Raw genomic sequence first — 12,791 nt, 5'->3', positions numbered from 1 at the left:
CCTGAATCGGGGGGAGAGGACTTCAACCGGCGAGGAGCGCGGTTCCGGTCTCGATGAGGCGATTGATGGTGGCGGGCAGTTTTTCCTGGTCCGGGTCGTGGTGCCGGCCTTCCCGGTGCCGCCGCAGGTTGTGGCCCATGATGGCGGCCATCTTGAGCCGCCCGAGCGCGTCGAACCAGGGCAGGCCGGGCAGTGGCGGACCACCCGCGCGGTAGCGGTCCACGAGTTCGGCGGGGTCGGGCAGGCCCGGTACGGTGCGGCCCACTTCCGGGAAATTCGTACCGTCGGCGAATACCAGGAACCAGCCGAGTTCCACGCGCGGATCGCCCGCACTCCAGATCTCCCAGTCGATCAACGCGACCGGTTCGGTACCGGCGGCGATGATATTGCCGAGCCGGTAGTCACCGTGGACAAGCGTGGGGGTTACGGGGTCGGGAATCGTCCGGCCCAGCAGTTCGAGCAGCCGGTCGCCGCCCGCGACCAGCTCGGGCGGTACCGCGCCCAGCGTGCGTGCCCAGCGGGCGAGTTCATCGGCCGGTGTCAGGGCGGTTTCGGCGTCCGGTACCGCGGCCGGGTCGACCGCGTGCAGCCGCGGCAGTACCTCGGCTGCACGCCGCATCCGGGCTGCCGCCAGGGTGGGTTCGACGGCCGGGTCGTCCAGTACCGGCTCGAGCGATTCCCCGGTGACGAATTCCATGGCAAACCAGGCCGGTCCGGCTTCGTCGACGGCCACGATCCGGGGCACCGGCACAGCGGTATCGGCCAGCGCCCGCATGATCCGGGCCTGCCGCAGCATATCGTGGCGGCCGACCGGTTTACGGCCTTCGGGCACCGCCTTCACCACGAACTCCGGGCCGGTGGTGGTGACCCGGTAGGTGAGGCCCGAATGCCCGCCGGGCAGCGGTTCGAATCCGGTGACCTCGGCATCGAGGGCGGTACGCAACCGGTCACGTACCCGCTGTTCCAGCGTCATGGCCGCGGCTCCTTGGGTAGGCCGAGCACCCGCTCGGCGATGATGTTGTGCTGGACCTCGTCGGTACCGCCGGCGATCCGGTACCCGGGCGCGCCCAGCACATGTTCGGTCCAGGCGTAGGTGCCCCAGCGTCCGGAATCCGCAGTGAGTTCCCGGCCGAGTAGTAGCCGCACGACCTCGGAGGTCCGGGCCATGGTGTCGGTGGCGAGTAATTTGCCGACCGACGCCTCAGGTCCGGGATCGCGGCCCGCGACCACCGCCGCGGCCACCCGCATCCCCGCGATCCGCTGCACATAACTCCGGGTCACCAGATCCGCGACCCGGTCGCGTTCCAGCTCCGTCGGTTCGCGACCCAGGTTGCGGGCCAGCTCCACTGCCTGATCGGCGTTCGCCAGTCCCAACCCGGCGCCGTCGAGCCGTTCGGCGGCGAGCACCGTGAGCGCCACCGGCCAGCCCTTACCGACCGGCCCGAGCCGCAACCCGTCGTCGAGCACCACGTCGTCGAGGTAGACCTCGTTGAAGGAACTCCCGCCGGTCATCTGCCTGATCGGCCGGACGGTGACCCCCGGGGCGTCCATCGGCACCAGGAAGACCGTGAGTCCCGCGTGTTTCGGCGCCGCGGGATCGGTGCGGCATACCGCGACCCCCAGGTCGGCGACCCTGGCCCCGGAGGTCCACACTTTGTGACCGTTGAGCGTCCACGTGCTGTCGGTGTTGCGGTTTGCCCGGGTGCGTACCGCGGCCAGATCCGATCCGGCCTCGGTTTCGGAGAAGAGCTGGCAGGCGATGAGGTCGGCGCGCAGCATCGCCCGCACGTAGCGTTCCCGCTGCTCGCCGGTGCCCCACTGCTCGATGGTCGGCGCGACCAATTGCTGGGTGACCGAGAACATTTCGGTCCGCCGCGGCACGTCGTACTCTTCCTCGGCGCGGCGGAAGGCCAGTGCGTAGGACATCGGCAGGCTCCGGCCGCCGTATTCGGCGGGCCAGGTCAGCGCACCCCAGCCCGCATCGAATTTGACCTGTTCGTAGGCTCGGATGCGGTCGGTGTGGCGCCGCTCTTCCGCTGCGGTCCAGTTCTCGAAGACCGCCACCGAATCGTCGCCGTCGCCCCAGGTGGTTGCGGCCCGCGGCACCGCCGTCCCGGCGAGCCAGGCGTGGGCCTGCTCGGTGAATTCTGCGAGGCCGGGAAGCTGTCGGGTATTCACTGTGTCCACCTCAGATCGACAGAACCGTGCAGGCGCTGATCCCGGGGGCGCCGTATACATGGGTGAAACCGGTTTTCGGCGCGCCCGGTACCTGGCGATCACCTGCCTCGCCGCGCAGCTGGGTCACGATCTCGTGCACCTGCCGTAACCCCGAAGCGCCGATGGGCTCGCCGTTGGCGATACACCCGCCGTCGGTATTGATCGGCAGCCGGCCGTCGATCTCGGTGACACCCGCCGCGATCAGTTCTTCCTGCGCCCCGGGAACGCAGAACCCGCATTCGGCCATATGCATGATCTCCGCGCCGCTCTCGGTGTCCTGGAGTTGTACGACGCCGATCTCTCCCGGGCCGATACCGGCCTGTTCGAATGCCGCCGAGGCGGCATCCGCGCTGACACTGGTCGGTTCACCGGTGCCCTGGACAGCGGGGCTGAACACCTCGAAGGAGCCGAACTGCCGGGTGCGATGGCTGATGGCTCGCAACCGGACCGGTCGGCCGCCGAGGCGGCGGAGGGCGGCCTCGCTCGCGACGACCACGGCCGCGCCGCCCTCGCCCGGTGAGCAGAACATCAACTTGGTGAGCGGATCGTTGACCATCTCGGCCGACAAAATCTGCTCCGCCGAGATCGGTTCCCGCCGCCAGGCATTCGGGTTGCGACTGCCGTTGCGGTAGGCCTTCTCGGCGACCTTGGCCAGCGTTGCCGTGGAGATACCGTGCTCGCGCATATAGCGGCCGATCTTGGCGCCGAAGAATTGTGTTGTCACCATCAGCCCGGCCGCGCCGTATCCCTCGGGCAGGCCCCAGTCTGCGGGATCGGGATCGAACGCGCCCCGCGGGTGTTTGTCGAAACCGACGGCCAGCGCGATCTCCGCGGCGCCCGAGCGCACCGCGTTGACGGCGGAGAACAGTGCGCTACCACCCGTGGCGCAGCCGTTCTTGACATTGGTGAACGGGATCCCGGTGAAGCCGAGTTCGGCCACCAGGGTGTCGGCCAATCCCGACCCGTCGCTACCGCCGTAGGCGACCTGGATATCGGGCCAGGTCAGCCCGGCGTCGGCGAGCGCGTTGCCGATCGCCTGGACGGCGAGTTGCCGTCCGGTGACCCCGGGCTGCCGGCCGAAACGGGACAGCCCGCTGCCGATGATGGAAACCTGCCGGGTCACCGGACCTCACTCTGCTGTCGGGTTGTTGTGGCGAATCGCGGCACCGGTGCCGCCGCGACGAGGCGTACCGGTGCCCGGTCCAGCTCGGCGAAATCGTCGCAGTCGAGGATCGCCTCCACCCGGATTCCCTCCGGGAGTTCGACATAGCCGACCGCATAGGGCGTGAAGCCTTCGGCGGGAACGACATACGGCGGCGATTTCGGTGCGAACCGTTGCACGGTATGCGTCCACACCACACCTTCGGTGCTCAGCGTCAGCGGTTCGGCGGTCGGTGTGGCGCAGCGCGCGCAGTTCGCGCCGGCCGGATAACCGACCGTGCCGCATACTGTGCACCTACTGCCTTCCAGCACCGGTTTCACCTGGTCACCCATGTCGTCCCTTCCGTTTCGTCGCCGCTATCCGGAATTCAGCGCCCGACCCATTTCGGTTCACGCTTCTCCAGGAACGCGTTGACGCCTTCGCGCGCGTCCTCGGACTGCAGGGCATTGCCGACGGCGAGGTGCTCCATCACCATCAGTGACTGGATATCGGCGTCCAGGCCGCGATCGATGGTCATCTTCGTGAGCTTCATGGCGAACGGGCTCTTGTCCACGATCGGGGCGATGAAATCGGCCACGAGCTGATCCAGTTCCGCGGCGGGGGCGCAGGCATTGATCAGGTCGAAGTCGGCTGCTTCGCGGCCGTTCAGCAGTTTGCCGGTGAGCATCAGTTCCTTGGTCTTGCGGATGCCGATCATCCGGGGAAGCCGGTAGATCGGGCCGGCGCCGCCGAAGAGGGCCCGCCGGATGTGGAAGTCGCCGATCTTGGCGTCGTCGGCGGCTACTGCGAAATCGCAGGAGATCATGAGCTCGAACCCGCCCGCGGTGACGTATCCCTCGAGCACTGCCACCGATGGGGTGTTCATCGAGTACAGCCGGTCGCAGACCTTGGCGGAGAGCACCGCGACGTCCATGGCGTTGGTTTTGCCGACATAGTTCTCGCGCAATTCGTCGAGGTCGAAGCCGGAGCAGAAAGTGTTGTTGCGACCGCGCAGTACCAGCACCTTCAGTTCTGGATCGTTGTCGACCTCGACGATGATCTCGTCGAGCCGGTGCAGCAGTTCCACCGTGACCGCGTTCTTCTTGTGCGGGCGGTTGAGCCAGACGCGCGCGATATCGCCGTCTTTCTCCAGGACGATGTGGTCGGTGTCGATCATCGGAGCCTCTTTCGGGATCAGTTCCTGAACTGGATTCACTTCAGTTGTACTCGACGGCATGAAGCACGTCAATATGGATTTCCGGAGAACGTCGCGGCAGGTCACACGCCGATCAGTGCGGCGATACGGGCCCGGTGAGTCCGCGCATCACCCTGTGCCGCTTCGTTTCCCAGAGCCCGGCGGAAATAGGAGTGGGCGGGATGTTCCCAGGTGAACCCCACTCCGCCGTGTAGCTGCACGGCTTCGGCTGCCGCGTGAACGGCAGCGTCGGTGCACACCGCACCGGCCACTGCCACGGCCAGGCTGGTCGAATCCGGGTCCTCGGCATAGAGCGCAGCCGCATAGCGCGAGGCCGAGCGTGCGCGTTCCAGGGATACCAGCAGATCGGCCAGTCGATGTTTGACCGCCTGGAACGACCCTATGGCCCGGCCGAACTGGTGCCGGGTGCGGGCGTACTGCACGGTCGTCTCCAGCAGGTATTCGACGATTCCGGTGTTCTCGCAGGCGAGGGCGAGTGTCGCCAGGTCGTGGAGGCGCGAGCGCACCGCCGCGGTGGTGTCCGGCGCGGTGAGTGCCACGGCCGGGCAGTTGCGCACGGTGATATCGGCTTGCCGCCTGGTGGGGTCGAGTCCCCGCAGTTCCGTGCGTATCGCCTCGTCCGGCAGAGACAGCGCGAACAGTTTCGGGCCGTCGGCGGTTTCGGCCGAGGCGATGACGATATCGGCGCTCCGGCCGCCGGTCAGGTGGGTAACCGTGCCTTCGACCCGCCATCCGTGTGGACTCGACGTGGCCCGGAGTGAATCGGTGGCCGGATCGAGCGAACTCATCGTGGCGATCAGGTTTCCGGCGAGAACGTCCGGAAGTGGATTACCTTCGGCTTCCGGCGCGCCCAGCAGTGCCTGTGTGCCGAGGACTGCCGAGCTGTAGACCGGTTCGCAGACCAGCGCCCGCCCGCATTCTTCGAGGACTACCGCCAGTTCGGCGGTTCCGTAACCGAGTCCGCCGTGCTGCTCAGGTATGGCCAGGGCGGTCACCGACATCTCGTCGACGAGTGTGCGCCACAGTTGTGGTGAGTAGCCGGGGCCGGTGTTCGCGGCGGCTCGGACCTGTTCGATATCGCTGTATTTTCCCAGCAATCCCCGCAGCGATTCGCGCAGCTGAAGCTGTTCGGGGTCGGGGGTGAATCCCCGCGGTTCCGAGCGTGGCCAGGGGTGTTCGGCGACGGCTGCCGAGGTCGGAGACATTTTCTCCCCTTGAGTTGAGTTCAATTCGATATCTCCGAGCCTAGCGGCTGAACCTCTCGACAAGAAGAGGTGGGCTGAACTAAGTTCATTTCATGACCCACGTGATCGAGGACTACTACGCGACGGTCGACAGCGGCAGGCTGCGGGATGCGACGGCCATGCTGGCCGAGGACGTCGAGTTCGCGATGGTCCTGCCGACAGGAGTCAACCGGGACCGCGGCCGTGCGGCCATGTTCGACTACCTGAGCCGCAGGCCGAAGGTGAACCGTAAACACCGGCTGCTGCGGGTAGCCGTCGACGGCGATATGCAGTTCGCGCACGGTGCGGTGACCGAGAACGATTCCGTGACCACCGGCTGGTTCGTCGCCGCCGTGCATCTCGGCGCCGACGGCCGGATCGACCGCTATCAGGTCTCGTTCAGCGCGGATTTCGCGCTCGTACCAGCTGAGTCCTCGACCGAAGGAGCGCAGGCATGACGACGGTGGTACCGGTACTCACCCAGTGGTTCGGCTATATGGATTCCGACGACCCCGACCGGGTTCTCGCTATGATCGCCGACGATTTCACCATGTCCGTGCAGTTCTCCACAGGTGCCGGGCAGAGCGCCGAATTCGTCGGTGACCGGGCGGGATTGGTCGCCTACCTGGCGCAGCGCGAGAAGAGCACGCTGATCCATCACATCGACGTCGGCACCGTGGCCGGCGAATACGAGCTGGTGGTCGGTCGCACCACCCGCGACGGGGCGTTCGAGGCGTCGTTCAACGCGACCGCGCAACTCGACTCCGCCGGCGCGGTCCGCCGCCTTCTCATCGCCCGGACCCCCGAGATTTCGTTCGTGCGCTGAACCGCGCCACGGACCGTTGGAAGGAACCGTCGTTGAATCGTCACGTGCGGCTTGCCCGCCGTCCGTCAGGGAAACTCGCAGCCGCCGACCTCGAGCTGGTCGAGGCGCCGATCCCGGAACCGGGCCCGGGGGAGGCACTGGTGCGAAACGCCTGGCTGTCGATAGACCCCTCGATTCGGATCCGGCTCGCCGACACCACCCCGAACGGGTATCTCGCGCCATTACGGCCCGGCGACGAGCTGTCCGGGCTCGCCCTCGGCACCGTGATCGAATCCCGGTGCCCGGATTTCGCCGTCGGTGATCTGGTTTCCCATACTCTCGGTTACCGGGAATACGCGCTGGTCGGAACCCGGGCGCAGACCATCGGTGGCTACGGCGCCGCGTCCCGGATCGACGCCGCAGACCTACCGCCCCAATGGTTCCTCGGTCCGCTCGGCAGCGCCGGGCTCACTGCCTATACCGGACTGTTCGAGATCCTGGACCTCGATCCGGCCGACACGCTGTGGGTTTCGTCCGCCGCGGGCGCTGTCGGCGCGCTGGCCGCGCAACTCGCGAAGATCCGGGGCGCCACCGTGATCGGTTCCGCCGGAAGCCCCGCGAAGGTCGCGTTCCTGCGCGACGAACTCGGCATCCCGGCCTTCGATTACCACGACCGCCCGGTACCGGAATCGCTGGCGGCGCTCGCGCCCGGTGGTATCGACACCTATTTCGACAATGTCGGCGGTGACCACCTCACCGCCGCGCTGGACGCTCTCCGGCCATCCGGCCGAATCGCGTTGTGTGGCGCAGTCTCCGGTTACGACGGCGCCGCACCGCCGGGGCCGCCGAACCTGTTCACCATGGTGTCGAAGGGGCTGCGAATGCGCGGCTTCCGCGCGGGATCTTTCCTGCACCTCGAGGAATCGATGCGCCGGGAAGTAAGCGGCTACCTCGCGGACGGCCGGCTGATCTACCGGGAAACCGTATTCGACGGAATCGAGTCGGCGAGTACGGCTCTGCCGGCGATGTTGTCCGGGCTCACCATGGGGAAAACGCTCTGCCGGCTCGCCGCCTGACGATTCCGCGGCCCCTCGAGTAAGAGCGCGGATTACTCCGGACTGCTCGTGGACGGCCGCTGGGCAGGTGATGGCCGCCGGGATCAGCGACCGCGTTCGGCGCTGTCGGCCTTACGTTCGCGTTCTCGCTCGGCGGCGGTGGCGAGATAGTCGCCGAGTTCGCGGGCCAGCGTCGCGTCCAGTGAACGGGCGAGGCTGCTGTGCACGGCGGCGACGCCGAGTTCGCGCATGGTGTTGAGCATGCGGGTGGTTTCGGCGATCTCCTCGTTGGTGTCGGGCAGCCAACCGGGCCCGTGTTCGTCGACGATATGTTTCTTCGCGGCGCGGATGAGGATCCCGCTGATATCGTCGATCCGGGTCGCGACCTCGGCGTACACCGAGATCAGAGTGCCCAGATCGATCCCGTACTCGTGCAGTTCGGTGAACGAGGTGAGCAACTGGGTATCGGTGATCGTGACGGTATCGCCGTCGGTGCGGACCAGGTCCATCCGGCGCAGTTTCTCCACCAGTTCCTCGGATTGTGCGCCGAGGATGGTGGTGAGCAGTTCCCGGGAGACCTCGAACGGTTGCTCCTGCGACCAATTGGCGGTGACCGCGTGCTGTAAACCGAGCACCTCGGTGAGGTCCTTACCTGTCTCCCAGCTGGTGATGAAATCGGAGATATGTGCGGTGGTGAACCCGCGCTGCAACAGCGCGTCGATAAGTCGTAGCCGCTCGAGGTGCGAATCGTCGTAGATACTGGCGCGGCCGTCCTTGGCAGCGGGCGGCGGGAGCAAGCCGCGCTCCTGGTAGGCGCGGACATTGCGGGAGGTAGTGCCCGCAGCGCGGGCCAGATCGTCGATCCGGTACCTCGGCATATCCGCCACACCTCCTCGCCCGCCTACCGCCCGGTTGCCCCCGGCTCGAGTGACCGAGTCTAGCCGCCGCTCAGAACGCCGGGACCGACGTCGGCCGAATCCTCGACCCGGGCAGCCGTCACCGTGTAGTCGTCGAGGTCGACGTCACGCAGCTGGTGGCGGTACTGGGTGGCGAAACCCGGGTACATGGTCGGGTTGAAACCGTCCTCGGTGAGATACCAGCTCCGGCAGCCCGAATTCCAGGTGGTCGCGCCCAGCCGGCGCTGGATCGCCGCGTTGTGGCGTTCCTGGCGGTCCGGGCGGACATCGAGCATCTTCAGGTCGCGATCCACGATTATCCGGATAGCGCGAACCAGATAGTCGATCTGCGATTCCATATACACCAGCGCCGAATTGTGCCCGGGACCGGAATTGGGGCCGAAGGTGAGGAACAGATTCGGATAGCCCGACACCGTGACACTGCGGTACGCGAAAGCGCCGCGTCGCCATTCGTCGGCGAGTACCCGGCCGTCACGTCCCGTGATCGGGATCGGGGTGCCCTTCTTGGAAACATCGAATCCGGTGGCGAACACAATGCAGTCCGCCCGGTGTTCGATTCCCTCGGCCGTGCGGATACCGTCCGGGGCGATCCGCGCGATCGGCCAGGTGATCAGCTTGCAGTTGTCGCGCTGCAGTGCCGGGTAGTAGTCGTCGGACATGAGCAGGCGTTTACAGCCGGCCCGGAAATCCGGGGTGAGCTGGCGGCGCAGCCAGGGATCGCGCACCTGGCGCCGCAACTGCGCCCGCCCGGCCAGTTCGACCACCCGGGTGAGCGGGGTGTTCCAGACGACGCCCAGCGCCACCGATTCGTGGCCGTAGAACCAGGCCTGCCGGGCCAGTGTTTCCGCACCCGGAACCTGCCGGTAGATCTCCTTGGCCAGCGTGCCGGTGCGGCGGTTGACCCGGGGCAGCACCCAGCCCGGCGTACGCTGGAAAACCTTGACCGAACCGGCCTTCCGAACCAATTCGGGAATGATCTGGACCGCGCTCGCGCCGGTGCCGACCACCGCGACCCGTTTACCGCTGAAATCGTAGTCGTGGTCCCATCGCGCGCTGTGGATCTTGTGGCCGGTGAATGTGTCGATTCCCGGAATATCGGGGAAACCGGGTTCGGTGAGCGGCCCGGATGCCAGTACCACCGCCCGTGCTCGCACAGACTCGCGGCCCTCGAACGTGATCTCCCAGAGTCCGGCTTCTTCGTCGAACGACATCCCGGTGACGTTGTGCTGCAAGCGAATATGCGGCGCAACGTCGTACTTCGCCGTAATAGACTCGATATAGCCGAGGATTTCGGCACTACCGGAGTAGGTGTGCGACCATCCCGGATTCGGTGCGAAACTGTAGGAGTACAGCCGCGACGGAATATCGCATGCAGCGCCCGGGTACGTATTGTCACGCCAGGTGCCGCCGATTGCGGAGCCACGCTCGAATACGGCGAAATTTCCGATACCGCTCCGGCGTAGCCGAATCGCGGTGCCGATTCCGGCGAAGCCGGCACCGATCACGGCGACGTCGAGCGCCGCCGCATGGTTGATGGTCATGGTGTCCTCGTTCACGCGGCGGGGGTGTAGGTCAGCTCTTTCGACCAGGTCGGGTCCTTACGCAGCAATTGCCGCGGGATGACCCCGGTGATCTTCACCAGCGCATCGGCGAGGAGGTGATAGGGGTGGCCACGGTCGACCACCCAATTTGCCTGGAGTTTCACGATCTGATACATAGGGAGCCGGCGCACGAATTCGCTACGCTCGCCCACCTTACGGTAACGCTCCATTGCCGTGTACAGCTTCTGCTCGTCCACGCCCATTGCCACGATATTGTCGCGCATCTTGTTCAGCAACGGCACATAGCTGAGCACTCCGATGAGAAAGGTCGGTTTCACCCAGCCACCGACCAGGTCGATGAGCAGCTTACGCAAATCCGCATGCCCGAGCACGTCCATCACCGCGAAATCGACTGCGAGATGCCTGGATTCGTCGGCATTGATGCGACGGAACGTTTCCTGGCAGACCGGGTCGTCGATCTCATCCATGATGAACTTCACCAGGGCGCCGTCCAGTGCGACCTCCAGCATCGGGATCACGGTGCCCAGGAATGACAGCGACATATCGTCGGAGTACTTGTCCAGGAAGTCGATCACGAGTTTGACATTGATATTCGGTTGCGGGATCTCGTCGCCGTCCAGCATCCCCCAGCGCCGCATCAGGGCGAGTTCGGCGTTGGCGTGCCGCTGTTCCTCGGCGTGGAACCAGCGGTAGATCTCGCGCAGGGTCTCGGTGGGGGCTTTTTTGGCCATCGCCGCGAAACCGCGCGCACCCACGTTCTCGATCCACATCAGATCCGCCATGAACGGCTTCAGGCGGGCATGTTGTTCCGGCGTGAGAGTTTCCGCGCCCGGAGCGTCCCAATCGATATCGGCCAGCGCCCACTGCCGGTCCTTGATCTTGCCGAGCATATCGTCGAAGTCCATGGTCGCCATATCAGACTCCTGTCCTTTCCGGGGTGACAGATGCTGCCGCTTCCTCGTCGGGCAGTAGCCGCGCGAGCAGGCCGGCCACGGCCGTGTACTGGCCGGGGAACAGTCGTTTCAGCAACCAGAGAAGTTGCGCGTCGAGCTGCGGGACGACGTGTAACCGGCCGCGGTCGTGCGCGTCGAGGGTGGTGCGGGCGATGCTTTCCGGGGAGAACCCGGTCCAGCGCATCAAGGTGTCGGCGAGTTCGCGCGGCCCCGCGGGGACCGGTGCGTCACGCGCGATATTCGTGCGGACGAAGGTCGGGCACAGTACGGTCACCGCGATATCGGTTCCGCCGAACTCCGCGGCCATCGTTTCCGACAGCGCCAGCACCCCGGCCTTCCCGGTGTTGTAGGCGGCCATCCGCGGTGCGGTGCCGAACGCCGCCGCCGAGGCGACATTGATGATTCCGCCGTGACCCGCCTCGCGCAGCCGTGGCGCGAAGATTTCGCATCCGTGGATCACGCCCCAGAGATTGATGCCCAGGGTGCGCTCCCATTCGGCGAAACCGATCTCGCCGACGGGTGGTCCACCCGACCCGACCCCGGCATTGTTGATCACCAGGGTGGCGGGACCGTCGAAAACGGATTCCGCGTAGCGCGCCAGTACCTCGACATCGTCGCGTTTCGCCACATCGCAGCGGAACGGGTAGGCAACGCCCGGATACTCGCGTCCGATCGATGCCACCGTCTCGGCCGCGCGATCCTCGTCGATATCGGCGCAGACGATCCGGCCGCCGCGAGCGGCCAGTTCATGGGCGAAGGCCCGGCCGATGCCGCTGCCCGCACCGGTAACGACGGCCCGCGCGCCGCGGCTGCGCGGTGGCGGACCGAACGGCCGGAAGATATCGAGTCCGAGCATGTCAGCCCACCTTCCGGGCTGGGAGCACCGGCGGTGAGGTCCTCGTCGACCTGTTCATACCTGTAAGCATCATTTACAAATGTGCCATTTGTCAATGGCGGATTATGTCGGACCTACGACCGGAACGGCCGCTATTCGTGCGAGACGGGCGGCGACGGTGGCCGATGCGGTTACGGAGCGGGTGAGCAGCTCGAGACTGGCCGCGGACCGGCCGAACCACCAGCTGCCCTCGCCGCATATATGCACCGGCCCTGGATGGATTTCGCGGCTACCGGCGATCCCGGCCGGCGCCCATCGGAAATGCACAGTTCACCGAGTAGCGCTGCCGCCGGCCGTACCCGGAGATCCGCTGGTGGACAGGACGCCTCGATGTCCGGTGATGGCCGCACTGCTGCTAACGCCGTTTTCGGCGGAGCTCCGGGTCGTCGGCGGCGGCTCAATCGACGTGACCTGCTCACAGAGTTTTTCGATGCGCGCCCGGATTGATTTCGGCGACCACCCGGTAAAGCCCAGGGTGGGCAGTAGCGGTCCTCTCCGCCTCAGCGACCGAGGCTGTGACCATAGGGTCGACACCGGCGGTATGGCAATCTTCGGCGGTGTCCCAGTGTGCGATATTGATCAGCTGGAAGCGGGAATCCGGTAGGAGTGCACGGTGCAGGCGTACATCGCGGAACCCGGGCGCGGACCGCATTCGGTCGACTCTCCCGCGCCACTGTGCGATGAAATCGTCGACTGCTTCGGCGGGCAGTTCGATGACATTGATGAAAGTGACACCGGCATCGGTCACGGAAAACTCCTGGCTGATCGAAACAGAGGGGTGGAAGGGAGGAAGGTCGGGCGGGTGCG

14 protein-coding genes are annotated in these 12,791 nt (G+C 66.2%); 3 read left to right on the top strand and 11 right to left on the bottom strand.

The window, feature by feature from the left end; all coding sequences use genetic code 11:
• Positions 1–22: 22 nt before the first annotated feature.
• The 6 genes from NS6_RS03950 to NS6_RS03925 all read right to left on the bottom strand — a co-directional run bounded on the left by NS6_RS03950 (position 23) and on the right by NS6_RS03925 (position 5,779).
• Positions 23–973, bottom strand: a complete 951-nt coding sequence (locus NS6_RS03950; protein ID WP_068036455.1) for a phosphotransferase family protein — start codon at positions 971–973, stop codon at positions 23–25.
• Positions 970–2,178 (bottom strand): acyl-CoA dehydrogenase family protein, encoded by a 1,209-nt coding sequence (locus NS6_RS03945; protein WP_068037873.1) that lies wholly within the window; start codon positions 2,176–2,178, stop codon positions 970–972. The genes NS6_RS03950 and NS6_RS03945 overlap by 4 nt, the downstream gene beginning before the upstream one ends.
• Positions 2,179–2,188: 10 nt before the next feature.
• Positions 2,189–3,340: a thiolase family protein gene (locus tag NS6_RS03940; protein WP_068036453.1), complete on the bottom strand. Its 1,152-nt coding sequence runs from the start codon at positions 3,338–3,340 to the stop codon at positions 2,189–2,191.
• Positions 3,337–3,711 (bottom strand): Zn-ribbon domain-containing OB-fold protein, encoded by a 375-nt coding sequence (locus tag NS6_RS03935; RefSeq protein WP_068036451.1) that lies wholly within the window; start codon positions 3,709–3,711, stop codon positions 3,337–3,339. Before NS6_RS03935 ends, NS6_RS03940 begins: the two co-directional genes overlap by 4 nt.
• A 35-nt stretch (positions 3,712–3,746) precedes the next feature.
• A complete protein-coding gene (locus tag NS6_RS03930) occupies positions 3,747–4,535 on the bottom strand; it encodes an enoyl-CoA hydratase/isomerase family protein (protein ID WP_068037870.1) in 789 nt (262 codons plus the stop codon).
• Positions 4,536–4,636: 101 nt separating this feature from the next.
• On the bottom strand, positions 4,637–5,779 hold the full coding sequence (locus tag NS6_RS03925) for an acyl-CoA dehydrogenase family protein (RefSeq protein ID WP_068036449.1): 1,143 nt from the start codon (positions 5,777–5,779) through the stop codon (positions 4,637–4,639).
• 92 nt (positions 5,780–5,871) lie between these two features.
• Here NS6_RS03925 and NS6_RS03920 point away from each other — a divergent pair, with 92 nt between their 5' ends.
• The 3 genes from NS6_RS03920 to NS6_RS03910 are packed head-to-tail and all read left to right on the top strand — an operon-like array spanning position 5,872 to position 7,678.
• Entirely contained in the window at positions 5,872–6,255 is a 384-nt protein-coding gene (locus tag NS6_RS03920; protein WP_068036447.1) for a nuclear transport factor 2 family protein, read from the top strand.
• Positions 6,252–6,623, top strand: coding sequence for a hypothetical protein (locus NS6_RS03915; protein WP_068036445.1), 372 nt, complete (start codon positions 6,252–6,254; stop codon positions 6,621–6,623). Before NS6_RS03920 ends, NS6_RS03915 begins: the two co-directional genes overlap by 4 nt.
• A 32-nt stretch (positions 6,624–6,655) precedes the next feature.
• A complete protein-coding gene (locus NS6_RS03910) occupies positions 6,656–7,678 on the top strand; it encodes an NADP-dependent oxidoreductase (protein WP_068036443.1) in 1,023 nt (340 codons plus the stop codon).
• Between the two features lie 83 nt (positions 7,679–7,761).
• Here the strand turns inward: NS6_RS03910 and NS6_RS03905 are convergent, their stop codons facing one another.
• From NS6_RS03905 to NS6_RS03880, 5 genes are all read right to left on the bottom strand, one after another.
• On the bottom strand, positions 7,762–8,535 hold the full coding sequence (locus tag NS6_RS03905) for a MerR family transcriptional regulator (protein WP_068037865.1): 774 nt from the start codon (positions 8,533–8,535) through the stop codon (positions 7,762–7,764).
• A gap of 59 nt (positions 8,536–8,594) precedes the next feature.
• The gene (locus tag NS6_RS03900) at positions 8,595–10,115 is read right to left on the bottom strand and encodes a flavin-containing monooxygenase (protein WP_068037864.1); all 1,521 of its coding nucleotides are present in this window, start codon (positions 10,113–10,115) and stop codon (positions 8,595–8,597) included.
• 11 nt (positions 10,116–10,126) lie between these two features.
• The gene (locus NS6_RS03895; protein ID WP_174552558.1) at positions 10,127–11,050 is read right to left on the bottom strand and encodes a ferritin family protein; all 924 of its coding nucleotides are present in this window, start codon (positions 11,048–11,050) and stop codon (positions 10,127–10,129) included.
• A 1-nt stretch (position 11,051) separates the two neighbouring features.
• The gene (locus tag NS6_RS03890; protein WP_068036441.1) at positions 11,052–11,945 is read right to left on the bottom strand and encodes an SDR family NAD(P)-dependent oxidoreductase; all 894 of its coding nucleotides are present in this window, start codon (positions 11,943–11,945) and stop codon (positions 11,052–11,054) included.
• A 454-nt stretch (positions 11,946–12,399) separates the two neighbouring features.
• Complete coding sequence (locus NS6_RS03880) at positions 12,400–12,732, bottom strand: antibiotic biosynthesis monooxygenase family protein (RefSeq protein ID WP_068036437.1); 333 nt, start codon at positions 12,730–12,732, stop codon at positions 12,400–12,402.
• Between the last annotated feature and the right edge of the window lie 59 nt (positions 12,733–12,791).

Origin of the sequence: Nocardia speluncae NBRC 108251, assembly GCF_001613245.1 — a bacterium.
GTDB classification, from domain to species: Bacteria; Actinomycetota; Actinomycetes; order Mycobacteriales; family Mycobacteriaceae; genus Nocardia; species Nocardia speluncae.
Note: the sequence above shows the minus strand (reverse complement) of the source record. Positions and strands in the feature narration are given on the sequence as shown.